Here is a 26,446-nt window from a genome sequence, read left to right on the forward strand (position 1 = left end):
TATTGTAGGCATTAGAGTCGTTAATTAAAGTATGCTTTGGGTTGTTTAATCATTATAAAATTCAATTATTTAAAATTTATTTTTAATAAAGTGTTAAGGATTTAAAATCAACTTTTTACTGAAAGGAGGCATCTATCAAGCCTCCCAATTTATGTACAAGTCCCTCTTTAATAAAAAGGGACTTGCTCTTATTTTATAAAAGGGTTTCGAATTAAGAAACCGAATCATCCAAATTCGGAGCTAACCAACGTTTGGCTTCATCCAAAGTCCAATTCTTACGCTTTGCATAATCTTCTAGCTGATCTAACGCAATTTTACCCACGTTAAAGTATTCAGACTGTGGGTTGGCATAGTAGAAACCACTAACACTTGATGGTGGCCACATTGCAAAACTGCTGGTCAATTGGGTACCAATCTTATCCGTGGTGCCTAACCAATCAAACAAAGACGCCTTTTCAGAATGCTCAGGACAAGCTGGGTAGCCCGGTGCAGGACGAATACCGACATACTTCTCCTTAATTAATTCTTCATTAGAGAGTTGTTCATCTGCCTGATATCCCCAGAACTCTTTACGAATACGTTCATGTAAATGTTCTGCAAACGCTTCAGCAAAACGATCACCCAAAGACTGAGCAAGAATGGCGGAGTAATCATCCCCTTTGGCTTTATACTCATGTGCCATTTCTTCCGCACCAAAAATTGAAACGGTAAAACCGCCCAAGTAGTCTTTGGCTTGTGCTTTGGTTGCAACAAAATCAGCCAAAGACAAATTCGGTTTACCTGTGACTTTATCTGATTGCTGACGAATATGATGGAAGGTATGGGTTACAGATTGACCATCTTCATTAAAGACTTCAACGGAGTCTGCTGCTGAACGGTTTGCAGGATAAATCCCAAAAACGGCACGCGCATCGAAACGTTTATTATCAATAATGTCTTTTAACATTGCCTGAGCCTGATTATATAAATCAGTTGCAGCTTCACCGACAATCTCATCTTGTAAAATTTTCGGGAATTTACCCGCCAAACTCCAAGAGATAAAGAATGGGGTCCAGTCAAAATATTCCACCAATGTATCAAGAGGATAATGGGTCAATGTTTGCAAACCAATAAAGTTTGGTTTTACTGGTGGATTGGCGGCAAAGTCAATTTTTAGACCATTTTCAATGGATTCTGTATACGACAATTTAGCTGCTTTTGGTTGCTTGTTGGCAATACGTTCACGTACTTTTTCATATTCAGCACGATGTTCATCGACAAATTTAGGCTTCATTTCAGGAGACAGTAGGGTGGTTGCAACACCGACCGCACGAGAAGCATCTGCAACATAGATCACCGCATCATTTGAGTATTGCGGATCAATTTTTACTGCAGTATGTGCTTTCGATGTGGTTGCACCACCAATCAACAGTGGGATTTTAAAACCCTTGCGTTGCATTTCTTTTGCAACAAACACCATTTCATCAAGCGATGGGGTAATCAAACCTGATAAGCCGATAATATCGACTTTTTCATCAATCGCAGTTTGTAAAATTTTCTCGCAAGACACCATGACACCAAGGTCAACAATGTCATAACCATTACACCCCAGTACAACACCGACAATGTTTTTACCAATATCGTGTACATCGCCTTTTACAGTCGCCATCAACACTTTACCTTTAGATTGGCTGCCTGTTTTTTCAGCCTCAATGTACGGGTTTAACCATGCTACGGCTTGCTTCATCACGCGTGCAGATTTGACCACTTGAGGTAAGAACATTTTACCTGAGCCGAATAAGTCACCGACCACATTCATACCGTCCATCAATGGACCTTCAATCACATCAAGTGGGCGTTTGGACTTTAAGCGGGCTTCTTCAGTATCTTCATCGATAAAGCTGGTAATCCCTTTGACCAGTGCATATTCAAGACGCTTTTCAACAGGTTCATTACGCCATTCAAGGTTTTCAACTTGTTTTTGGGCAGCACTTTGACCACGGTACTGTTCAGCAACTTCAAGTAATTTTTCAGTTGCATCTTGACCGCTGTCACCTTGATTCTGGTTGAGAATGACATCTTCAACAGCGGCTTTCAGCTCTTTAGGAATATCATCATAGATGGCCATCTGCCCCGCATTGACAATCCCCATGGTCATGCCTTGTTTGATGGCATAGTAAAGGAATACAGAGTGAATGGCTTCACGGACAGGTTCATTGCCACGGAAAGAGAATGATACGTTCGACACACCACCAGAAATCATGGCATGTGGTAAGTTTTGTTTAATCCAGCCTGTTGCTTCAATAAAGTCCACTGCATAGTTATTGTGCTCTTCAATCCCTGTTGCGACAGCAAAAACGTTCGGGTCAAAAATAATGTCTTCCGCAGGAAAACCAATTTCATTAACGAGCACATCATAAGAGCGCTTACAGATTTCACGTTTACGTGCGGCAGTATCTGCCTGACCGGTTTCATCAAATGCCATCACAATGACAGCTGCACCATATTGACGACACAAACGTGCTTTATGGACAAACTCGTCATAACCTTCTTTTAAGGAAATCGAGTTAACAACAGGTTTACCTTGTACACATTTTAAACCTGCTTCAATGATTTCCCATTTAGAAGAGTCAATCATAATCGGCACTTTAGAAATTTCAGGCTCAGATGCAACCAGATTTAAGAAATGTACCATCGCATTTTGCGAATCGAGCATTCCTTCATCCATATTGATGTCAATGATTTGTGCACCTGAAACCACTTGCTGTAAAGCAACATCAAGTGCTTCTGCAAAGTTTTCTTCACGGATTAAACGGAGGAATTTTTTAGAACCCGTGACATTGGTACGTTCACCGACATTGACGAACAATGAGTCGTCATAAATATTAAATGGCTCTAAACCACTGAGGCGACATGCAGGCTTGATGTCAGGAATTTTACGCGGTGGTATGTCTTTGACCGCATTATAAATGGCACGAATATGGTCAGGCGTAGTACCACAACAGCCACCAGTAATATTGATCAAACCACTTTCAGCAAACTCTCTTAAGAAGGCTGCTGTTTCTTCTGGTGTTTCATCATAGCCACCAAATGCGTTCGGTAAGCCAGCGTTTGGATGCGCTGAAACAAAAACATCAGCAACATCTGATACCGTTTTGACATGTGGGCGCATGGCATCTGCACCCAAGGCGCAGTTAAATCCAATCGACAATAAATCGCCGTGACGCACAGAGTTCCAGAATGCTTCTGCAGTTTGTCCTGTTAAGGTACGGCCAGAAGCATCAGTAATTGTGCCTGAAATCATCAGTGGTAATTCACGGCCAAGCTGTTTAAAGACTTCTTTTACCGCAAAAATTGCTGCTTTACAGTTTAAGGTATCAAACACCGTTTCAATGAGAAGGATGTCTGCGCCACCTTCAATTAAAGCATGTGTGGCTTCAATATAATTTTCTTTGAGTTCATCAAAGGTAATATTACGAAATGCTGGATCATTCACATTTGGTGAGATAGAGCAGGTACGTGATGTTGGTCCCAATACACCGGCGACAAAACGTGGTTTGTCAGGGGTTGAGTATTTTTCACAAGCAGCTTTGGCAAGACGGGCAGCTTCAAAGTTAATCTCATGGACTAAATCTTCCATGTGATAGTCAGACATTGAAACGCGTGTGCCGTTAAAGCTATTGGTTTCAATAATGTCAGCACCAGCATCTAGGTAAGCTTCATGGATGCCTTGAATAATTTGTGGCTGAGTTAACACCAAAAGGTCATTGTTGCCTTTTAAATCAGATGCCCAGTCAGCAAAACGCTCACCACGGTAATCAGCTTCTTCCAGTTTATGGCGTTGGATCATAGTTCCCATTGCACCATCAATAATTAGGATGCGTTTGGCAAGAAGCTCTTTTAACGTGGTAAGCGTGGACATTAAAACTCTCAATAAAATCGGATTTTAAAAATAGCCGATATGTTATCAGAATGTAGACTTTCAAGGTACCAATCTTGACACACTTCCTGATGACAGATTTTTGATCGAGACAATTTAAAAAAATTCAAATAATTCATTCTAAAAAATCATACATTTAGGGGAATTCATGATCTTTTTGCACAATCGAAGAAAAACATTGAAACCTTAATTGTGAGTGTTAAATTAATCACATAATTTATTATAAGTGTGAGATAAAACCATGAATAAAGTCTATAAAATCGTTTGGAATGAATCTTTGGGCACTTGGTGTGCGATTTCTGAGGTATCCAAGACACGGGGTAAACGATCTTCAGTTAAAACAACTGTTGCAGGTGCGTTATTGGCAATTTCAGCATTGACTATGTCGAGTATGGCAGGGGCGATAGTCGTGGGGCTCAGTAATAATGTGACGGATCTACAGAATAACAATGTTTTCGGGAATAATAATACGCTCCCCAATACCCAAAATACGACTGTATTGGGGAATAAAAATACAGCGACACAAAGTAATACTTTAGTTTTGGGGAGCAATGTCACAAGTAATCAAGCAAACAGTGTGGTCTTAGGTAATGAATCCACAGATCGTGTAGCAACGACAGTAAATCAAGTCGCCATTAACGGTGAAAACTACACAGTTGCAGGTGCTGGTTCTGCAGTAAATGGTGTAGTGAGTGTGGGTAAAGTTGGTGGTGAGCGTCAAATCATCAATGTTGCTGCTGGTGAAATTAGCGCAAGCAGTACAGATGCAGTGAACGGTTCGCAGTTATATGCAACTCACAAAGCCATTGCTGATAGTCAAACCCATTATGTCAGTATCAATGATGGAGGTACTCAAGGGGGAAATTATAATAATGATGGAGCAACAGGTCTCAATGCGATCGCTGTAGGTGTAGGCGCTAAGGCGGTTGGTGAAAATGATATTGCTATCGGTTCTGGTGCACAAGCAATGGGTGGTCGTGCCGTGGTGATCGGCCTCAATGCGGGGAGTGGAAATATTTCCGATGGAGATGCCAATGTACTGATTGGTATGAACGCAGGTACAAACAATGATGGTCGTTGGAATACAAGTGTTGGATCAAACAGTGGGCATAACACCAAAGGACAAAGAAATACAGCTTTGGGTGACTATGCTGGTCGTGATGTTTCAGGAAATGGCAATATAGGATTGGGTGCGAGTGCAGGTGTAAAAGTTACGGGTGAAACTAATCTTGCTGCTGGTGCATCGGCTGGCGGTGATGTAGAGGGAAGTCATAACACTGCTTTGGGGCGAACATCAGGTGTTGATGTGATTGGTAACTCAAATACTGCGACTGGACTCGACTCCGGCAGTATGGTTAGAGGAAGCAGTAACTCAGCTTATGGTCAGTTGTCTGTTCGTAGTGTTACTGGTGATAGTAATGTGGCTATTGGTGTAAGTTCAGGTAGCAATATTTCAGGGAATTACAATGCTGCATTAGCCTATGGAGCAGGTAACAACAGTGTGGGAAGTGGTAACACTGCTTTAGGTTTTACAGCGGGTAGCGAAGTCAATGGTGATTCCAATAGTGCAGTAGGTGATTCAGCAGGACAAAGAGTTAGAGGGAACCAAAACACTGCTCAAGGTCGGGTGGCGGGCCAAGATATTTTTGGTCACCAAAATACAGCAGTAGGTGCAGGAGCTGGCTCTAGCGTGGGTACTAACACGAACGATAGTAATTATAACAGTGCTTTTGGTATCAATGCGGGTCGTAATGTCCAAGGTAATAGTAATATTGCTCTTGGTGATACAGCGGGTAATAAGGTTAAGGGTAGTCGTAATGTTGCCTTGGGGCGAGCAGCGGGTCAGGGACTAAACAATGTAGATGATGCCACCAGCTTAGGTAGTGGTGCAAAGGCCACTGTTAGTAATAGTGTTGCTTTAGGTGCAAATAGTGAAGCGATTCGTGATGTAAACAGTGAAGTTGCCTACGTGCCGCTAGGGACTAAAATTGCTGCAGTCAATGCGGCGGGTGGTGAAGTATCAGTGGGGACGGTTGGAAAAGAACGCCGTATTAGCAATGTTGCAGCAGCGAGCCAAGATACTGATGCAGTAAACCTATCCCAACTTAAAGCAGTTCAGGCTGCAACAACTACACATTATTTCAGTGTTAATGATGGTGGTACTCAAGGTAATAATTACAATAATGATGGTGCGACGGGTAAAAATGCTTTAGCTGTAGGCGTAGGAGCGAGTGCAACTGGTGAGAGTGCGATTGCTATTGGTCTAAATGCAGGCACTAACAATGATGGTGGCTGGAATACCAGTGTTGGATCGAACAGTGGACAACATACTAAAGGCGAAAAAAATACAGCTTTAGGTGTTGGCGCTGGTGGTAATGTCACGGGAAATAACAACACAGGATTGGGTTTTGATGCGGGTGGAACTGTTCGTGGTGATAGCAATCTTGCTGTGGGTGATTTTGCTGGAGCGAAGGTAAGAGGAAGTAGTAACACAGCTTTGGGTAAGATGTCGGGTTTTGAAGTAACTGGTAGCGCAAATACTGCGACTGGACAAGAGTCAGGCCGTAGGGTTAAGGGAAGTAGTAACTCAGCTTATGGTCAGATGTCTGGTCATAGTGTTACTGGCGATAGCAATGTAGCTATTGGTGATACTGCGGGTAATAACGTTACAGGTAACCGTAATGTCGCCTTGGGGCGGGCAGCGGGTCAAGGACTAAGCAATGTAGATGATGCAACCAGTCTAGGAAGTGGGGCAAAGGCAGCTGTTAGTAACAGTGTTGCTTTAGGTGCGAATAGTGAAGCGGTTCGTGATGTAAACAGTGAAGATGCTTATGTACCGTTAGGTAGAACGATTGTCGCAGCCAATGCAACGGGTGGTGAAGTATCAGTGGGGACGGTTGGAAAAGAACGCCGTATTAGCAATGTTGCAGCGGCGAGCCAAGATACTGATGCAGTAAACTTATCACAACTTAAAGCAGTTCAGGCTGCAACAACTACCCATTATTTTAGTGTCAACGATGGAGGTACCCAAGGCGGGAATTATAATAATGATGGAGCAACAGGTAAAAATGCTTTAGCTGTGGGCATCGGAGCTAAGGCGGCTGGTGAGAATGCGATTGCCATTGGTAATGTCACCAGCGATGCTGCAAATAGTATTGCGATTGGTAACAATAATTCCCTAAGTAATAGCGCAAATTCTAGTACTGCAATTGGGCACAATAATAATGTTACAGGTAATGAAGCTTTAGCTTTAGGTGCTAACAATACTGTAAAAGATTTCTCTGGTGTTGCAGTAGGCAGTTATAACAATGCCGAGGGGTATCGTTCTATTGCAGTCGGTGCGGAAAATAAAACTAAAGGTCAATGGTCTTCTGCATTTGGTGTTTGGAATATCGCAGAAGGAGAGCGAGCTACAGTTTTAGGTGCCAATAATACAATCCAAGGTCGTCGTGCTTTAGGTATGGGTGTCGCCAACGAGATTTCAAGTGCAAGTGAATATAGTTCAGCTGTTGGTGCATTTAATAAAATTACAGACAGTATGAAGTCCTTGACTGCGGGTTTTAGAAATACGGTTAGTGGTGGTGAGAAAAATAATGTTCTCGGGAACGAAAATACACTGAATAATGCCAAAAATACGACTGTATTAGGCAATAAAAACACGGTTGCTCAAGAGAATACTCAAGTCCTCGGTAATAATGTTACAACAACTCAAGCCAACAGTGTTGTCTTGGGGAATGAATCGACTGACCGTGCTGCAACTACTATAGATAAAGTGACGATTAATGGCGAGGATTATGCCTTTGCAGGTGTGGGTTCTGCTGCCAATGGCGTCGTCAGTGTGGGTAAAGTGGGTAGTGAACGTCAAATTATCAACGTTGCTGCAGGTGAAATTAGTGCAAGCAGTACAGATGCTGTCAACGGTTCACAGTTGTATGCGACAAACCAAGCAGTTGAAAAACTTTATGCTGGTGCAGGAGATACAACTCATTATGTCAGTGTCAATGATGGTGGTACAAAAGCGGGTAATTATAATAATGATGGTGCAACAGGTAAAAATGCTGTAGCAGTAGGCGTAGGAGCCAGTGCAACTGGTGAGAACGCGATTGCCATTGGTCTAAATGCAGGTATCAACAATGATGGTGGCTGGAATACTAGTGTTGGATCGAATAGTGGGAAAAATACCAAAGGTCAAAAAAATACAGCTTTAGGTGATGATGCAGGTCGTGATGTCACGGGAAATAACAACACTGGATTGGGGGTGAATGCGGGTGTAAACGTTGTTGGTGATAGTAACCTTGCTGTGGGTGACTCTGCTGGTGGTAATGTGGAGGGAAGTGGTAACACTGCTTTTGGTAAAATGTCGGGTATCAACGTGATTGGTACTGCAAATACTGCGACTGGCCAAGAAGCAGGTAGTAATGTCAAAGGGCGTAACAATTCAGCTTTTGGGGTGCAGTCAGGTACTAATGTCATTGGTGAGGGGAACACAGCCATGGGTATACACTCAGGCCGAAGTATTACAGGAAGCTATAATACTTCAGTGGGGTATGCAACAGGTGGTAGCGGAAAAGGTAGTTACAACAATTTTTTAGGCTATATGACAGGTCTATATTCTAAGGGGGATATGAATAGTGCAGTGGGGCCTTATGCAGGTCAGGAAGTTGTAGGTAATAAGAATACGGCTGAAGGTCATTCTGCGGGTAAAAACGTCAAGGGTGACAGTAATATTGCTCTCGGTGATTCGGCTGGTGAAAACGTTACAGGCAACCGTAATGTTGCTTTGGGTCGAGCAGCGGGTCAAGGGCTAAGCAATGTAGATGATGCGACCAGTCTAGGCAGTGGGGCTAAGGCTGCTGTTAGTAACAGTGTTGCTTTGGGTGCAAATAGTGAGGCGATCCGTGATGTAAACAGTGAAGTTGCTTATGTCCCACTAGGTACTACAATTGTTGCAGCCAATGCGGCGGGTGGTGAAGTATCAGTGGGGACGGTTGGAAAAGAACGCCGTATTAGCAATGTTGCAGCGGCAAGCCAAGATACTGATGCAGTAAACCTATCACAACTTAAAGCAGCTCAGGCTGCGGCTTCTACTCATTATTTCAGTGTTAATGATGAGGGTATTCAAGGTCTCAATTATAACAATGATGGTGCAACTGGGAAAAATGCTTTAGCTGTAGGTCGTGCTTTAGCGGGTGGTAAATCTTCAGTTGCTATTGGTGAAGGTGCATCTGCAAAAGCCGATTTTTCTACCGCAGTGGGCTTTTTGAATAATGTAGCTGGTAAAAACTCTACAGCGATTGGTGCGAGTAATAACGTTGCTCAAGATAATACTCAAGTCCTTGGCAATAATGTCACAACGACCCAAGCCAACAGTGTGGTCTTAGGTAACGCATCCACAGATCGTGTAGCAACTGTAGTAGATAAAGTCAGCATTAATGGCGAGGATTATGCCTTTGCTGGTGTAGGATCAACAGTCAATGGTGTCGTCAGTGTCGGTAAAGTCGGTGGTGAAAGACAAATCATCAATGTAGCTGCAGGTGAAATTAGTGCAAGCAGTACAGATGCTATTAACGGTTCACAATTACATGCCACAAACCAAGCGGTTGAAAAACTTTATGCTGGTGCAGGGGATACGACTCATTATGTGAGTATCAATGATGCTGGTAACAAAGCGGGTAATTATAACAATGATGGTGCAAGTGGAGCACTTGCTGTAGCGGTAGGCGTTGGTGCGAGTGCAAAAGGAGATGGCGCTACTGCGCTTGGCCTTAATTCATCTGCCAAGAGTAAAGATGCTGTTGCGATTGGAACGGATACACGTGCCGAGCTGGAAGGTAGTGTTGCTCTTGGTAAAGGCTCAGTTGCTAATACTGCGGCGGGTATCGCAGGCTTTGATCCATTGACAGGTTTTGGTTCTAGCAATACAGGGAGTACATGGCGAAGTAGTGCAGCTGCATTTTCTGTGGGAGATGTCTCAAGGGGGATCACTCGTCAAATTACTGGTGTAGCAGCGGGTACTGCAGATACCGACGCGGTCAATGTTGCACAATTAAAGGCTGCAATGTCTAAAGCTAATGAAGCTAAGGGTTCTACAGAAACTGTAAGTGCAGGTAAAAATACTGAAGTAACCAAAACCACTAAGGCTGATGGCTCAACTGATTATCAAGTTGCAACCAAAGATGATGTCAGTTTTGATTCGGTCACGGTGGGTAATATTAAGGCTGATTCACAAAACAATACCATCAGTGGTTTGGCTGACGGTAAGGTGAGTGCCGATTCTGATCAGGCCATTAATGGTAGTCAATTACATGACACCGCTGAAAGCGTCGCAAATGCATTGGGCGGAAATGCAAAAGTTAATCCAGATGGAACGATCAAAACCAGTAATATTGGAAATACAGGTAAAGACAATGTGCATGATGCAATTGCTTCAATACATGGACAGGTTGCCGGTGCTAAAACCAGCGTGTCTGCAGGTAAGAACACTGTTGTAAACAGTAGTACCAATGTAGATGGTTCAAATAACTATCAAGTGGCTTTAGCAGAGGATATTCAGTTAAATTCTGTTACTGCGAATCAAGTCACAGCAAAGCAAGTGACAGCGAATAAGGTCAATGTGGGTAAAGTCACGATTGATGGGACAACAAATAAAGTCAGTGGTTTAGCAAATGGTGAAATTACCTCAAGCTCTACGGATGCCATTAACGGTTCACAATTACACCAAACCAATAGCAGTGTGGCGCAACATTTAGGTGGTGGTTCAACACTGAACAAAGATGGTTCGATTGGCGCACCTACCTATAATGTCGCTGGGGGAACTTTCCATAATGTAGGGGATGCCTTGGGTGCTATAGATACTCGGGTAAGTAATCTGGAACAAGCTTTCTATGACACCAATAAAAACATGGATGACTTGCGTAACGATACTTATGCAGGTATCGCAGGTGCGATGGCGGTAGGTAACTTACCACAACCCACTGAAGCGGGTATGAGTATGGTTAGTGCGGGTGTCTCGGGTTACCGAGGTGAAACTGCAGTGGCAATCGGGGTGAGTGCGATTACTGACAGTAATAAGATCGTCTGGAAAATGGGTGCTTCTGCCGACAGTCGTAGCAATATTGGTGGTGCAGTATCTATGGGCTATCAGTGGAAATAATTTTAATTAGACACAAGTATTCAATTTACATTCAGAATTAGCTTTCGAGATGATCTTAAGTCAAAAACTCAGTGTTTACAGAACGCTGAGTTTTTTATTCAAACTAGAAATTGAAAAGTGAATGATTGCTTAATCTGTTAGAGCAAGCTGTTAAAAAGTGTGTGAAAAATTACTTGGATGATCTCTTTATTTTTTCACACATTATTTGTCTAACACATGCAATTCAAGACGATTTTTTGATCAGGCAGAGTACTTTAGTGAAAGGAAAATTGTTGGCGTTAAACTTGCATAGATTCAGTAAACGGGATTTATTGGAAAATATTTAAAAATAAAGTTAAAAGCATGTTTGTTTTTTCATCAATTTGTCATAAATTTCATGAAAAATGGTAATGCCAAATGATGAATAACTTAAATTGGTCTGAAATATTACAAATATTATTTCAGTCTGAAATATAATATTTTGCTTAAGTTATATTGAATTTATCAGTGTAAGATACTAATTATAAATAATAAAAATATTAATTTTGTCGCTTATGTAGCGAAATACTGAGGTGAAATAATTATAAATTTCACTTCATATGACCTCTATTTGTCATATAATTGTCACAATTTAATTGAACAATAAGCGCATTCTAATATTCGCTAACTTTCTGCATGAATTCGAATTTACCTCCCGTCTCAGATTCTGCACAATCGTCTCAAGCTGCTAAATCGACGAATGTACATGTACCTACACCGAAATTTTTTATGCCGGTGTTTCTGACGATTATCATTGCTACCTTGATTTATATTGGGGTGCAAGTTAGTGCAGATTTAGCACATGTTCCACCGTTAAGCCTTTATTCAGTGATTCTTTTAGCGACAGCGTTATTTATCGCTTTGGGTTTTGAGTTTGTAAATGGTTTTCATGATACAGCCAATGCTGTAGCAACCGTGATCTATACCAATGCATTGCCTGCACCTGTAGCCGTGATGTGGGCAGGCTTTTGTAACTTCCTTGGGGTAATGGTTGCCAGTGGCGCAGTTGCGTATGGAATTATTGCCTTACTTCCTGTTGAACTGATCATGAATGTAGGCAGTGGCGCTGGTTTTGCTATGGTTTTTGCCATGCTGATTGCGGCGATTCTGTGGAATTTAGGCACTTGGTTCTTAGGTATTCCGGCATCAAGCTCTCACACTTTGATTGGCTCAATTTTGGGTGTAGGCATCATGAACTACATTTTGCACGCTTCAACGGGTGCAAGTGGTGTAGACATGGATCAAGTGCTTAAAGTGGGTAAAGCATTACTGTTTTCTCCTTTGATTGGTTTTGCATTTGCAGCAATTGTCTTTTTGATTGTTAAAAAAATATTTAAAAAACAACTTGAGTTGTTCCAACCCCCTGAAGGCAATAAACCACCACCACCTTTGATTCGTGCGATTCTGATTTTCACCTGTACCGGTGTAAGCTTTGCACATGGTTCAAATGACGGGCAAAAAGGTATGGGTTTAATCATGCTGATTTTGATTGGTATTGTGCCTTTGGCTTATTCGTTGAATAGAGGATTAGACCAACAGCATTTACAGTCATTCTCACAATTGTCTGGTCAAACTGCAACGGCAATTTATGCACAGCATGCTGATATTCCAGATGAACAAGCGCGTGTAACCATTACTAAATTTATCCAAACCAAAGAAATGAATCCCGAAGTTGTTCCTGCGTTGGCCAGTTTGACTGATCATTTAGGCGAGCGTGTTGGTAAATTTGGTGATCTCAAAGATATCCCAGAAGCTGAAGTATCTTCATTACGCAATGATATGTACTTAAGCACCACGGCTTTTAAACGCTTAGATAAAGCGGATCAACTTCCAAAAATGGATGAAGCTCAAGGCAAAGTGGTAAAAGAATATCGCAAAAACTTAGATTCTTTCCTTCAATATATTCCAAACTGGGTAAAAGTTGCTGTGGCATTGGCACTGGGTTTAGGAACAATGGTGGGTTGGAAACGTATTGTGGTTACTGTGGGCGAGCGTATTGGTAAACATCATATGACCTATGGTCAAGGGATGTCTGCTGAACTTGTGGCAATGTCGACAATCGCTGCTGCAGATGGTTTTGGTTTACCCGTTTCAACGACTCATGTACTCAACAGTGCGGTTGCGGGAACCATGGTTGCCAATAAAACTGGATTGAATTTTGCAACAGTCAAAACGATTCTTTCTGCATGGATTTTTACCTTACCTGCAACGATTTGTTTATCAGGTGGTTTATTCTGGCTATTTTTAAAAGTATTTTAATTTAAAAGCTAGAGATGGCGATTATGTTAAAAGCTGAATGATCGTTATTATCTGAATTTAAAAGAAAATGAGTGCACTTTGGTGCACTTTTTTTTATTTGGATAATGGAATTTTAAAATATGAATAACACAATTTCACCATTGAAAAAAACTTATAAAAAAATTAAGGTGTGGTTGTAAATCAAACTTGAGAAAAATGAGCATGTATTTAAGAAAATCACTTTGTGCTGCTGTATTACTTGGAATGTCTTTACCTGTATTTGCACAGGGAATCGTATTAAATAATGAAGATCTTCGCACAGATTTGAACTGGTTAAATCAGCAAGGTGTGATTCAAATCAGTACATCGACTTGGCCAATGAGTGGGGATGAAATTCAACGTGCCTTATCTCAAGCAAAAGTTTTAAACAATACCCAACAAAAAGTTATTGATTCAATTCAAAATGCACTAAAAGCAGATAATCAAACCGCAAAATTAGGTTTGTTTGCTGAAACTGATCAAAAAAATATTCCTCAAGCTTTTGGGGATAGTGCAAAAGCACAGTATGTGGGTTCATTAGAATTTAATGCAGGCGGTGAAAACTGGGATGCAAAGCTTCGTGTTAATGGTGAAAAAGATCCGCAAATTGATAACGGCCAAGATGTCAATGTGGAAGGTTCATACATTGCAGGAAAACTATGGAATCAGTGGGTTATTGCGGGTCAAATCCCAACATATTGGGGGCCAGGACATGATGGTAGTTTGATTCGTGGTGATGCCAGCCGTCCAGTTTATGGTTTTACTGTACAACGTGCTGAACAAAAGGCTTTTGAATCTAAATGGTTATCTTGGATTGGTCCTTGGCAATATCAAGCATTTGCTGGACAGTTAAATGATTATACGGCTGTACCTGATGCACGTTTAATGGGATTGCGCTTAACTGCACAACCTTTACCTTATTTAGAAATTGGTGCATCACGTGCTTTCCAAATTGATGGGGAAGGTCAACCAGGAAGTGCAAAAGCTTATTGGAATGCTTTTATTGGAAAAGACAATGAGTGTGCAGATAGCACCTGTACGGGGGTGGGTAATCCATCCAACCAGCTTGCTGGATTTGATGCGCGTTTAAATCTTCAATCTTTGCTGAATGTTCCGATGAGTTTTTATGGGCAATATATTGGGGAAGATGAAGCGGGTTTACTACCCTCTAAAAAAATGTATTTAGCTGGTGCTGACTATTCCTCAAGTTTTAAAAATTTGCCGTACCAGCTTTATGTTGAATGGGCGAATACAGAAACAAATGGTGATCCATTAGGTGTTTCTTATAGTCATCATGTTTATAAAGATGGTTATTACCAACAAGGTTTCCCATTGGGGCATGCAATGGGTGGTGATGGTGAAATGATTTCTGTCGGTGGTGATATTCGCTTTGATGTGATGAATCGTTTATCTGGTCGTGCAATCTATGCCAAAGTCAACCAATCTGCTGCTCTCTTTGGTGATAAGCAAATCAACTTAGCCTTCCCAGAAAAAGACAAAATTAAAGCATTAGATTTAACTTGGACACATTATATTAAACCGACTATGCCATTAAAAATTAATGGCTGGGTGAGTGATTCTGATGTACATGGCAATGATGCAGGTGCTTCTGTAGGAATTGAAATTCCTTTAGATAAAGCATTATTCGGCCATTAAGCCCTGAGTTGTCGGGCTGTATATATCTAATTTTAAGCATATACAGTTTGATAAGTTGGGACTAAGCTAAAATCGCTTCTTTAAATTCTAGAAGCGATTTTTAGTTTTAAATTGTTGGTTGAGCTATTTGATATGCAGATCTTCAATTTTTTTAAAGGCTGACTTGAAAAAGGTGAGCTTTTTTATGCTAATGCTTTTTTATATTGGATAAATCCTGTTTTACTCGCAATACGATCATAAAGGTGTTGGGCGCTAATATTGGATTCTTGAGTGAGCCAATAAACACGGTCAAACTTTGTTGCGCAGACCTGATAACAATGCTCAATTAATTGTCGTGCTAAACCTCGATTCCTAAAAGCTTCATCCACAAATAAATCTTGTAGATAACAATAGGGTAAATCTGTCCACATGCTCATATGTGCAATCAAATGTACAAAGCCAACCACCTGACCATTTACTTTGATGGCAAAACCAAACATATCAGCTTGTTCAGGATTTGTGATTCGCTTCCATGATAATCTTATTTGTTCGTCACTGAGTTGTGATTTATAAAATGTTAAATAGCCGCGCCAAAGTGGAAGCCATTGCTCAAAATCAATCTGTTCTAGCGCAATAATTTGTGTGGTCATGCCGATCTCTTGTTGTTGCTTATGATGTTTTTATATATGAATATAAAAAAACAAGCAAAAGGGTTGAGGTGTAAATCACTATAATGAATATAAATTTTAATATGTGTAATAAGTACACGTTTTTGTGAGCTGGTGCTGTCAATGCCTATATCTGAGGAAAGACTTACTCATCTAAAACAGCTTGAAGCTGAGAGTATTCATATCATCCGTGAAGTTGCTGCTGAGTTTGAAAATCCAGTGATGCTTTACTCAATCGGGAAAGACTCAGCTGTCATGCTGCATCTTGCTTTAAAAGCATTTTATCCTGCTAAACTTCCTTTCCCACTGTTGCATGTCGACACAGGTTGGAAGTTTAAGGACATGATTAAATTCCGTGACAACATGGCAAAAGAACACGGTTTTGATCTGATCGTGCATCAAAACAAAGAAGGTAAAGATGCAGGCGTAAACCCATTTGATTATGGTAGCTCAAAATATACCGATATTATGAAAACCCAAGGCTTAAAACAGGCATTGGATAAATATCAGTTTGATGCTGCATTTGGTGGCGCACGCCGTGATGAAGAAAAGTCACGTGCAAAAGAACGTGTTTATTCTTTCCGTGATGCTAAACATCGTTGGGATCCTAAAAACCAACGTCCAGAGCTTTGGAATCTTTATAACGGTAAAGTCAATAAAGGCGAGAGTATCCGTGTATTTCCATTGTCAAACTGGACTGAGTTAGACATTTGGCAATATATCTACCAAGAAAGTATTCCTTTGGTACCTTTGTATTTAGCAGCTGAACGTCCAGTTGTTGAACGTAGTGGTACGTTGATCATGGTAGATGATGAACGTATGCGTTTAAAAGAAGGTGAAGTTCCACAAATGAAATCGGTACGTTTCCGTACTTTGGGCTGTTACCCGTTGACAGGTGCTGTTGAATCAACAGCAACAACACTGCCTGAAATTATCCAAGAAATGCTTTTAGCCACAAGCTCTGAACGTCAAGGTCGTATGATTGACCATGATGAAGCAGGTTCGATGGAAAAGAAAAAGCAAGAAGGCTATTTCTAAGTATTTTTTATATGAATCTCCCCCTAACCCCTCTTTATAAAAGAGGGGGGAACTCCAGCAAGAAAATGGAGGACTTAGGAGGATTTAAAGATATAGCAACCGATTTCAAAATATTGTGGAGCTTTGAGCAATGTCTCATCAATCAGAATTAATTAGCCAAGATATCTTGGCATATTTAAAACAGCACGAAAATAAAGACCTGTTAAGATTTTTGACTTGCGGTAATGTTGATGATGGTAAATCAACGTTAATTGGTCGTTTACTTTACGATTCAAAATTGATTTATGAAGATCAATTACAAGCAGTAACCCGTGATTCTAAAAAAGTGGGTACAACAGGTGATGCACCTGATTTGGCCTTGCTTGTCGACGGTTTACAAGCTGAACGTGAGCAAGGTATTACCATTGATGTGGCTTATCGTTATTTTTCTACTGAAAAGCGTAAGTTTATCATTGCCGATACCCCAGGGCATGAGCAATATACCCGTAACATGGCCACAGGCGCATCTACCGCAGATCTTGCAATCATCTTAATTGATGCTCGTTATGGCGTACAAACACAGACTCGTCGTCATACCTTTATTGCGAGCCTATTGGGTATTCGTAATATCGTAGTTGCGATTAACAAAATGGACTTAGTTGAATTCTCTGAAGCGCGTTTCAATGAAATTCAAGTTGAGTACAATAATTTTGTTAATCAATTGGGTGAGCGTAAACCTGCCAATATCATCTTCTCGCCAATTTCTGCATTGAATGGCGATAACGTTGTAAATAAATCCGAAAATACGCCGTGGTATCAAGGTAAAACCTTGATGGAAACATTGGAAACTGTTGAAATTACACATGATGTAAGCAAACATGAATTCCGCTTCCCTGTGCAATATGTGAACCGTCCTAACCTCGATTTCCGTGGTTTCTGCGGTACGATTGCTTTAGGTGAAGTGAAAGTTGGCGATGAAATTGTGGCTTTACCGTCTGGTAAGAAATCAACAGTGAAAGAAATAGTCACTTTTGATGGCAATTTAGCACATGCAATTGCTGGTCAAGCAGTGACTTTGACCTTGAATGATGAAATTGATATTTCGCGTGGTAATGTCTTGGTCAAAGCAGGTGAGCAACCGCTCATTTCACGTTCTGCTCGTGCAACAGTCGTATGGATGACTGATCAACCTTTAGTGTTGGGCAAACTTTATAATGTGAAGTTTGGTACACAAACCATTCCGGCTAAGGTTGCAAAGATTAACTATCGTACCAATGTCAACACATTGGAAAAAATGCAAGTTGAACAGCTTGATTTAAATGCGATTGCAGATGTAACGATTGAGTTTGATGCACCAGTGGTATTTGACCGTTATCATGACAGTCGTTATACAGGTTCTTTTATCTTTATTGACCGTTTAAGTAATGTGACTGTTGGTGCGGGTATGGTTGAAGCTGCAGTTGAATGGACTGCACACAATGAACCTGTCACTGCTGAAGCGCGTGCTGCACGTTTAGGTCAAAAACCAGCTGTGGTTGCTGTATCTGCTCTAGCACTTGAACATGCACAATCTCTTGAAAGCTTATTGATTCAACAAGGTGTTGTTGCGTTTGCAAAAGCAGGTTTATCAAGCGATCAAGTTGCATTGCTTCGTCAAACTGGTGTTGTGGTAGTAACGGATGTTGAACAGGGTGCTGATGTAGCATTTGCTCAAGAAGCAGTTGAAGAATTGGCTGAAAAAATTGTGGAATTGGTTCGTCTTTAACAGATTGGATTGATTGAAACAAGCCCACTGCAGAGTGGGTTTTTTATGCAAAAAATTTAATATATACAAGATAAAACTAATCAATATCATATAGATTAAAGCATTTTTTAATTTTGTGTTATTTAAGACTTAGAATGTGTATCTTGTTATAAATAAAAAGATTTTTAAATTACTATTCTAAGCAAAAGTCCAGTAATACTTTTTGCAGCGCTCGGCTAAATATATTTAGAACTTCAATAAACAGTACGGCTGTGTAAGTTTTAAAATAAGAAGAATTAACATTTATGGAATCCGATCAAAACAGACTTGCAACAGTACAAGCAATAAAATTTAGTTTTAATTCAGGTTAAGATTTAATTATAGGTCATGTAATGAAAACATTTTTCCTAATTGGTATTGCAAGTGTATTGACAGCCTGTGTCTCAAACCAATCGAAAATACAGGAGCCGACCAAAGAATGCCGAAACTATCATGCAATGATGACGGCACCTATGGATCCGATGGCAATGCAACGTTTAAAACAAGCTTGTGATGAGTCCGAACAACAAAAATAATTTAATGATCAATCGTGTGCCGATCATTATAAAAAATGCGCTAATCCCAAAGGCTTAGCGCATTTTATTTTTATATAGTTACGAATATTGTAGTTAAAAAGCATGTTGCGTTTTTAAAATCAAATACGCCCGTAAATCTTTTGGATAGTCGTGAATCAATTCTAAAAACAACGCTTGATTACCTTGATATAAAGCACGAGTGGCTTCCTCATAGTTTGGCATATTGCCTGACATTGCTGACATAAAACGATCAGTTGCCTGTTTTGCCAACATTTTATTACTTGCTGAATCGGGGTTATTTAACTCTTGGTCAATCAATTTTCGAATTACAGCAGATGCACTAGAGCTTTGTTGATCTAACCAATCCCAATGTTTTTGCTGCAAAGTGATTTCACGAGAAATCACCCCTAATTTAGGACGTCCAACTTTTTTAACCGCTTCAGGTTCAGCATAACGTTGTTGAATATCGGCTGTAGAGCCTATGGTATTAACATCAATGGCTTGGCCCGTTTGATCATTAAAAATCAACACAGGTGTGGAGGTGTTTTGTTGAGTCTTAATGGTTAATGCCACGTTTAACAAAGAATCAGTGATTAAACGGTCATTGCCAATAAAGGCGGTGTAGGTGTTTTCAGTATTCATTTTAAAACCTTTAGATATTTTTATCTGGGTAAAACTAATTTGTGTTTGAATATTATCAGGGTAAAATTAAATTAGCAAACAAAAAATGATCAATATGATTTTTGATGCTTAAAAATGGCAATAAAAAAGCATGTAAATCGTTAAGAATTAAATGCTTACTTGCAAAAAATATAATGAGTTAAAAGCGATAACCTATTTTTAAACCATAAGCGAGCGCATGGTTATCTGTAAAATCAGCAACATCGTTTGTTTTTGATCTTTGTTCTTATGTCTTTATCTGTTTGAAGCCATTTGTATAAATAATTGAAAATTATATTTTTGTAAGGATACCCACGCTATTTTGTAGACATTGGTGGCGAAATATTTGCACGTGCACTGGTTTATGTTCAAATACAGAAAACATGAAAAGCAATGAATGGAATAGGAAAGAAAGTATGTCTACAAATAACATGCAACAGGTCATTATTACAGAACCAGGTGGTATAGAAAAACTGGCTTATGAAACGGTAGAAATTCCTCAACCCAAAGCAGATGAAGTTTTGGTTAAAGTCCATGCATTTGGGATTAATCGGCCCGATATTTTACAGCGTCAAGGCTTATATCCTATGCCAAAAGGGGTGACACCTGTCCCTGGTTTGGAAGTTGCTGGAGAGGTGATTGCAGTAGGAGAAAAAGTCACTTTATTCACAGTGGGAGATAAGGTTTGTGGACTGACCAACGGCGGTGGTTATGCAGAATATTGTGTCGTGCCAGAATCTCAAACCATTAATATTCCAGAAGCTGTAAGTTTTGTTCAAGCTGCAGCAATACCTGAAACCTTCTTTACCGTATGGGCCAATGTTTTTCAAATGGCGCATGCCAAAGCAGGTGAAACACTATTGGTACATGGTGGCTCAAGTGGTATTGGTACAACCGCATTAATGTTAGCGCAATCATTCGGTTTGAAAAGCTTTGCAACTGTAGGTTCTAATGAGAAGATTCAAGCCATTCATCATTTGACCGATGCGATTAATTATAAAACTCAAGACTTTGAACAGGTCATTCATGAAAAGACCCAAAATGAGGGTGTCGATATTATTCTTGATATGGTTGGGGCGCCTTATCTAGATCAAAATCTAAACCTACTTCGTAGAGATGGGCGTTTGGTTTATATCGCATTTTTGGGTGGTGCAAAGGCCAAAGAGGTAAAATTGGGGCAGATTATGATGAAACGCCTCACTATTACTGGTTCAACTATGCGTGCGCGTACAACTGCTGAAAAAGCTGAAATTGCCAAAGGTTTGATGGAACATGTGGTTCCATTGTGGGCAAAAGGTGAATGCTTACCCATGATTTATAAAACATTTAAGTTTGATCAGATCCAAGCTGCACATGCATGTATGGATACAGGTGAGCATATTGGTAAAGTTGTAGTGGAAGTGATTTAAGATCGCGTTGTTATACAAAGCTTTAAACATTTGCCATTGTTTATGAATGTGTAAGGCGACTTCAATCTAACTCATACAGATTGAAGTCGCCATTAAAAACCAGCGATTAAAAGCCTGCTAATACGATCTTACCAATGCTTTTACCTGACTCAATCAGTGTATGAGCTTGGGTTATATGCTCAACATTGATTTGACCGAGGTTTTGTCCCAAAGTAGTTTTGATTCTTTGATCATCTACTAATTTTGAAACTTTATTTAAAATATCACCTTGTCGGCTGAGATCTTTGGTTTGGAATGTAGAGCGGGTAAACATCGATTCCCAATGAACAGAAACAGACTTAACTTTAAACGGGTTAATGATAAAGTTTTCAGGATCATCAATTAAACCAAAATGACCTTGGGGTGCAATCAAATTGGCAATGGCTTGTGTATATCGCCCTGTACCATTAATTGAAAAAATATAATGAGGTAGCCCAATATTCAAGTCTAGGATTTGCTGTTCTAATGGTTGGCTATGATCCACAATATAATCTGCGCCAATTTCAGTCAGCCATGCTTTAGATTCAGGGCGGGAAGCTGTGGCAATAACAGTAAATTCAGTCAGTACTTTTAACAATTGAACCGTAATAGATCCTACACCGCCTGCAGCGCCAATGACTAAAATCACAGGTTTTTCAACTTTGGTGTCTTGGATTTTTAAACGGTCAAATAACATTTCATATGCGGTGAGCGACGTTAAAGGTAAGGCTGCGGCTTCTGCATCACTCAATGATTTAGGTTTTAGTCCAACGATACGTTCATCGACCAATTGAAATTCAGCATAAGAACCTTGTCTTTGGTTTGAACCCGCATAAAAAACTTCATCACCCACTTTAAAATTTTGAACTTTTTCTCCGATTGCTTTCACGATCCCAACCGCATCATGACCCAAAATTTTCCAAGTATCATTGTCTGGCGAAGTACGCTGTCGCATTTTGATATCGACTGGATTGATTGAAATGGCTTTGACCTCAATCAGTAAGTCATGACCTGTTGCAACTGGCTGTTCGATTTCGATTTCGGAAAAAACATTGGCTTCTGAAATTGCGAATGGTTTTTTATAAGCAACAGCTTTCATAAGGTTTCACTTTTTATTGGCATATCAAATCAATAGCAAAAAAATCTCAATTAAGAAAGCAAAAAATTGTCAGTTTATGCTTATTGATAGGATTTTATCGAATGGTCTTAATCAAAAAATTTGGACAGTAGTAAGCGTATAGGCAAGATAAATAATTGCCGGCATGTGTAAAGCGGCAAAATCAGCCAATTTTCATGATTCAAGGTGCGGTTAAATGGTTGTCGTCCCTTTTGATCAGCCGCAGGGGTAATTAGGTAAGCAAATATGAGTAAACTCACTACCAATATAAGGAAAAGAGGTCGTGGTTGTTGAGCAAAATAAAAATAGATGAGATACAAGGTGGAATAAAAACTGGTACAAGCGAGTAGGGCTAAAACAGACATTAAATTATCATCCTTTATTATTATTTGATCAGGTCGAGATACATCGCAGTAGAGTAACATTATCTCTGACTTAATTTTAAAATTGTGCGAAAATAGAGTTTCTATTTATTTTTGTTTTAGGACTCCCATGACAGATTCTTCTGCTTCATTAAGTGATATTGAAATTTTAGACATTCTTCAGTCGATGAAATCGGATGAACTGAATGTTGAAGCACAAAAAATCATTCGTGATGGTGGAAAAGCAGGGCGTCAAGAAGCACATAAACAGGCATTGGTTGCTTTACATCAAAGCTTTGAAGACAAACTTGTTGAAGCAGTGACTTTGGCTTTAAATTTAAATGAAGCGCAAGCCAAGAAAATTCGTTATAAGAAAGATCGTGTTCGTATTTTAAAAGCTAAAGGTATCGATTATTTAGCCATTGATGGTGCAGAAACTGCTCAAGTGCTATCGCAAGTTGCTCAAGCGATTATTCGTGAAGATGCCACCGTGACGCGTGACCTGCATAATATTTTTCCTTTCTGGAAAGAAGGCTGGCCAATGGTGCAGTTCGATAGTGCCTATAAAATTTTAGAAGATGACATTTCAATTCATTATCAAGCGTTGCTCGATGTCTTGATTCATCCTTAATTGGATTTGATTGTAAATAAATCATTATTTTAAATAGATGATGATGAAAATAATCTATTTAAAATGAAAAAAAGCCGATATAAATATCGGCTTTTGTCTATTAGTGAAGTGTTGAATAGAGTGGGAATACACCGAGCAGCATGGCTGCAACCAGCATTACCAAACAGGTCAGAATCGCCCATTTAATGGTGAACTTCTGATGCTGTCCAAATTCGATACCAGCCAATCCACATAACAAATAGGTAGAAGGAACCAATGGTGACAGTAAGTGCACAGGTTGGCCGACAATTGAAGCACGTGCCATTTCTACAGGTGTAATACCATAATGACTTGCTGCTTCTGAAAGGATCGGTAACACCCCATAATAGAAAGCATCATTCGACATAAAGAAGGTCAAAGGCATACTAATCACAGCAGTAATTGGTGCTAAGAAAGGCCCCATACTTTGTGGAATAATCGCCACCAATTCTTTCGACATCGCATCAACCATACCTGTCCCTGAAAGAATCCCAGTAAAAATCCCTGCGGCAAAAATAATACCTACAACGTTTAGGGCACTGCCTGCATGATGGGCAACCAAAGATTTTTGCATATCGACATCTTTATAGTTCACCACCAATGCAATACAAAGCGCGATCATAAATAAGATCGGTAAAGGCAACACACCTTTCACCAAACAGATCATCAGTACAACGGTTAATAAGCCATTGAACCATCTTAAGTGTGCACGATTTGCTTCCGGGTTCGTTGAAATTTGAATGTCATCACCATGACTAACATCAAGTTCAATAATACCTAAGCGTTTACGTTCCATACGGCCATACATAAAACCGACAAAATAGAGCCAAAGAATAGCAACCAGCATTGGTAAAACCATAGGCACAAAGATTTCACTGGCCTCTACATGCAGCGCACTTGCAGCACGTGCCGTTGGTCCACCCCAAGGGGTAAGGTTCATGATCCCACTTGCCAGCATCATTAAACACGCCATAATCAGCGGGCTCATACCTAATTTTTTATAGAGTGGGAGCATTGCTGCCACACAAATCATGTAGGTGGTTGAACCATCACCATCAAGAGATACGATGAGTGTCAGGGTAATGGTACCAATAACGACTTTAAGGGGATCACCTTTGACCAGCTTTAAGATGAACTTTACAGAAGGATCAAATAATCCCGTGTCAATCATGATGGCAAAATAGAGAATTGCAAAAAGTAGCATTACGCCTGTTGGTGCAAGTTTTTTCACACCATCAAGCATCATTTCACCGAGCTGTTTGATTTCTAAATGCCCAAGGCTGTCGAAATAGAAGCTAAGACCGTAAGCGATTAATGCAAATAAAATTGGAATAAGTGTGAGTGCTGCAAGCGCAGTCATTCGTCTAGACATGATTAAGTACATAAAGCACAAAATCATGCCCAAACCTAATACGGTTAGCATAGTTCGATCCTTGAATGAGACTTTTTTAACAGAAGTCTTTTAGTTTTTTAAGCAGAAGCATGCTAATAGTTATTTGATTAAATTAAAATATCCTTGTAGAAATACTGAATTCAGTACTATTTTTTAAATAAATAGAGTATTCAAAACAGATATTTAAAAATGAATATTATTTTTGCACCAAAATGGTTATAAATTATATATTGTTGATTTATATGTTTATTATATTTTTGGTTTTTAGGAATTGAGTTCATGTTAATTTTCATATTTTTAAAATTTATAAATCAAAAGCGCATAATCTAATCAAAGACGCTCTGGAAGTTTTAATATTGAAGTACTGCTTTGCATAAAAAAAGCTTAGCAAGGTAATTGCTAAGCTTTAAATACGCTAAAGAAACTTACTGTGAAGAATTTTCTGAGGCTGATGGTTCTGCTTTTTCAAGTAATCGAGTGACAAGTAGCTGGTCAATTTTAAAATGATCTACATCGACCACTTCAAATTTATAACCACCAAAAATCACCGTGTCAGCTGGTTTGGGAATTTTTCTTAACTGATACATCATAAAACCTGCCAGTGTTTCATAGTTTTCTTCATCTGGCATTTCATCAATGGCTAAGGCATGCTTCATGTCTTCAATTGGAGTACTCCCATCGATCAACCATGAGTTGTTATCTCGTTTAATGATTTGTAGCTCTTCATCCATTGGTGTAACCCAGTCGCCCATCACTGTGATCATGATATCTGACAGGGTAATAACACCAACCACAAGTGCATATTCATTAAATACTACCGCAAATTTTTCTTTGCTTGAGCGGAAGCGATCAAGAAGTTCAGAAAGGGTCAATGAGTCAGGAATGGTTAATACTGTACGAATAGTTGATTCGTGTAGCTGATTAATTTTCTGGTTATTCAGAATACGTACCAAAATATCTTTGGCATCTACATAGCCAATCACTTGGTCAATGGTTTCATTACAAACCAGGAACTTTGAATAAGGGTATTCAGCCAGTTTTTGGCGGATACTTTCTTCTGGTTCTTTTAACGTAAAAAACACCACGTTTTCACGTGGGGTCATACTAGATGGAACATTACGTTCTTCAAGTTCAAATACATTTTCAATAAAATGATGTTCTTGCTTTTGTAAAACACCTGCCTGAGCACCAGCATCCATCACCGCTGAAATATCATCAAAGGTAATGTTGTCTTCACGTGTTGTATTGACTTTAAACAAGCGGAACAACAAATTAGCCACCGCATTGATAAACCACGCTAAGGGTTTACAGACCACGATAAAGATTTGGATGGGATTAATGACTGAAACCGCAATTTTTTCCGGTGCAATCATTGCCATACGTTTTGGCATTAAATCGGCAAAAAGAATAAACAGTGAAGTGACTAAAGTAAATGAGAGGACAAAGCTAATGGTTTCCGTCCAATTTCCGATATAGAAACGCGAGACAAATTCAAGAAAATAAGGGCGAAAGGCACCTTCACCTAAAATACCGCCAAGAATAGCAACAGCATTTAAACCAATTTGGGATGCGGCAAAGAAATCGGCAGAGTTTTGCTGTAAGTCGAGGACTTTTTGTGCTCGCTCATCGCCAGATTCGGCAAGAATTTTGAGTTTAACTTTACGCGCACCTGCAAGGGCGATTTCAGTTAAAGATAAAAAACCAGCTCCTGCGATGAGGACAGCGATGATTAGGATATTCTGGAACAGGCTCACGAATCCACCTATGGATCATCATTATTATGAGATATTTTTAACACATAAAAGGGGGTGGTAGTGAGTAACACACTACCG

14 protein-coding genes are annotated in these 26,446 nt (G+C 39.8%); 8 read left to right on the plus strand and 6 right to left on the minus strand.

The genetic code is table 11. The features are described 5' to 3' along the window. Positions 1–211 precede the first annotated feature (211 nt). Positions 212–3,901, minus strand: coding sequence for a methionine synthase (metH, locus tag AS4_RS04375; protein WP_096733330.1), 3,690 nt, complete (start codon positions 3,899–3,901; stop codon positions 212–214). A 259-nt stretch (positions 3,902–4,160) separates the two neighbouring features. Between metH and AS4_RS04380 the strand changes: the two genes are divergently transcribed. The 3 genes from AS4_RS04380 (at position 4,161) to AS4_RS04390 (ending at position 15,023) form a co-directional block, all read left to right on the plus strand. Then, positions 4,161–11,072: a YadA-like family protein gene (locus tag AS4_RS04380; RefSeq protein ID WP_096733331.1), complete on the plus strand. Its 6,912-nt coding sequence runs from the start codon at positions 4,161–4,163 to the stop codon at positions 11,070–11,072. A 654-nt stretch (positions 11,073–11,726) separates the two neighbouring features. After that, entirely contained in the window at positions 11,727–13,349 is a 1,623-nt protein-coding gene (locus AS4_RS04385; RefSeq protein WP_096733332.1) for an inorganic phosphate transporter, read from the plus strand. Positions 13,350–13,550: 201 nt separating this feature from the next. Beyond that, positions 13,551–15,023, plus strand: a complete 1,473-nt coding sequence (locus AS4_RS04390) for a capsule assembly Wzi family protein (protein ID WP_096733333.1) — start codon at positions 13,551–13,553, stop codon at positions 15,021–15,023. 182 nt (positions 15,024–15,205) lie between these two features. Here AS4_RS04390 and AS4_RS04395 read toward each other — a convergent pair whose 3' ends face one another. Then, the gene (locus tag AS4_RS04395) at positions 15,206–15,652 is read right to left on the minus strand and encodes a GNAT family N-acetyltransferase (protein WP_096733334.1); all 447 of its coding nucleotides are present in this window, start codon (positions 15,650–15,652) and stop codon (positions 15,206–15,208) included. A gap of 147 nt (positions 15,653–15,799) precedes the next feature. Between AS4_RS04395 and cysD the strand changes: the two genes are divergently transcribed. From cysD to AS4_RS04410, 3 genes are all read left to right on the plus strand, one after another. Continuing rightward, positions 15,800–16,708: a sulfate adenylyltransferase subunit CysD gene (cysD, locus tag AS4_RS04400; protein ID WP_171066897.1), complete on the plus strand. Its 909-nt coding sequence runs from the start codon at positions 15,800–15,802 to the stop codon at positions 16,706–16,708. A gap of 130 nt (positions 16,709–16,838) precedes the next feature. After that, positions 16,839–18,452: a sulfate adenylyltransferase subunit CysN gene (gene cysN, locus AS4_RS04405; RefSeq protein ID WP_096733335.1), complete on the plus strand. Its 1,614-nt coding sequence runs from the start codon at positions 16,839–16,841 to the stop codon at positions 18,450–18,452. A gap of 371 nt (positions 18,453–18,823) precedes the next feature. After that, on the plus strand, positions 18,824–19,006 hold the full coding sequence (locus tag AS4_RS04410; protein WP_096733336.1) for a hypothetical protein: 183 nt from the start codon (positions 18,824–18,826) through the stop codon (positions 19,004–19,006). A gap of 93 nt (positions 19,007–19,099) precedes the next feature. Here the strand turns inward: AS4_RS04410 and AS4_RS04415 are convergent, their stop codons facing one another. Next, positions 19,100–19,648, minus strand: a complete 549-nt coding sequence (locus AS4_RS04415; RefSeq protein WP_096733337.1) for a DUF2239 family protein — start codon at positions 19,646–19,648, stop codon at positions 19,100–19,102. 434 nt (positions 19,649–20,082) lie between these two features. Here AS4_RS04415 and AS4_RS04420 point away from each other — a divergent pair, with 434 nt between their 5' ends. Beyond that, entirely contained in the window at positions 20,083–21,075 is a 993-nt protein-coding gene (locus AS4_RS04420) for an NAD(P)H-quinone oxidoreductase (protein WP_096733338.1), read from the plus strand. A 106-nt stretch (positions 21,076–21,181) separates the two neighbouring features. Here AS4_RS04420 and AS4_RS04425 read toward each other — a convergent pair whose 3' ends face one another. Next, positions 21,182–22,192 carry a zinc-binding alcohol dehydrogenase family protein gene (locus tag AS4_RS04425; RefSeq protein ID WP_096733339.1) on the minus strand — a complete coding sequence of 337 codons (1,011 nt, stop codon included), beginning with the start codon at positions 22,190–22,192 and terminating at the stop codon, positions 21,182–21,184. Positions 22,193–22,702: 510 nt separating this feature from the next. On the opposite strand from AS4_RS04425, the gene AS4_RS04435 reads away from it, so the two are divergent. Then, positions 22,703–23,203, plus strand: coding sequence for a hypothetical protein (locus AS4_RS04435; protein ID WP_004819381.1), 501 nt, complete (start codon positions 22,703–22,705; stop codon positions 23,201–23,203). A gap of 100 nt (positions 23,204–23,303) precedes the next feature. Here the strand turns inward: AS4_RS04435 and AS4_RS04440 are convergent, their stop codons facing one another. Then, a complete protein-coding gene (locus AS4_RS04440; RefSeq protein ID WP_034611001.1) occupies positions 23,304–24,644 on the minus strand; it encodes a CitMHS family transporter in 1,341 nt (446 codons plus the stop codon). A gap of 395 nt (positions 24,645–25,039) precedes the next feature. After that, complete coding sequence (locus tag AS4_RS04445) at positions 25,040–26,368, minus strand: hemolysin family protein (protein WP_096733341.1); 1,329 nt, start codon at positions 26,366–26,368, stop codon at positions 25,040–25,042. Positions 26,369–26,446: the final 78 nt, after the last annotated feature.

The sequence above is a fragment of the Acinetobacter guillouiae genome, from assembly GCF_002370525.2.
GTDB classification, from domain to species: domain Bacteria; phylum Pseudomonadota; class Gammaproteobacteria; order Pseudomonadales; family Moraxellaceae; genus Acinetobacter; species Acinetobacter guillouiae.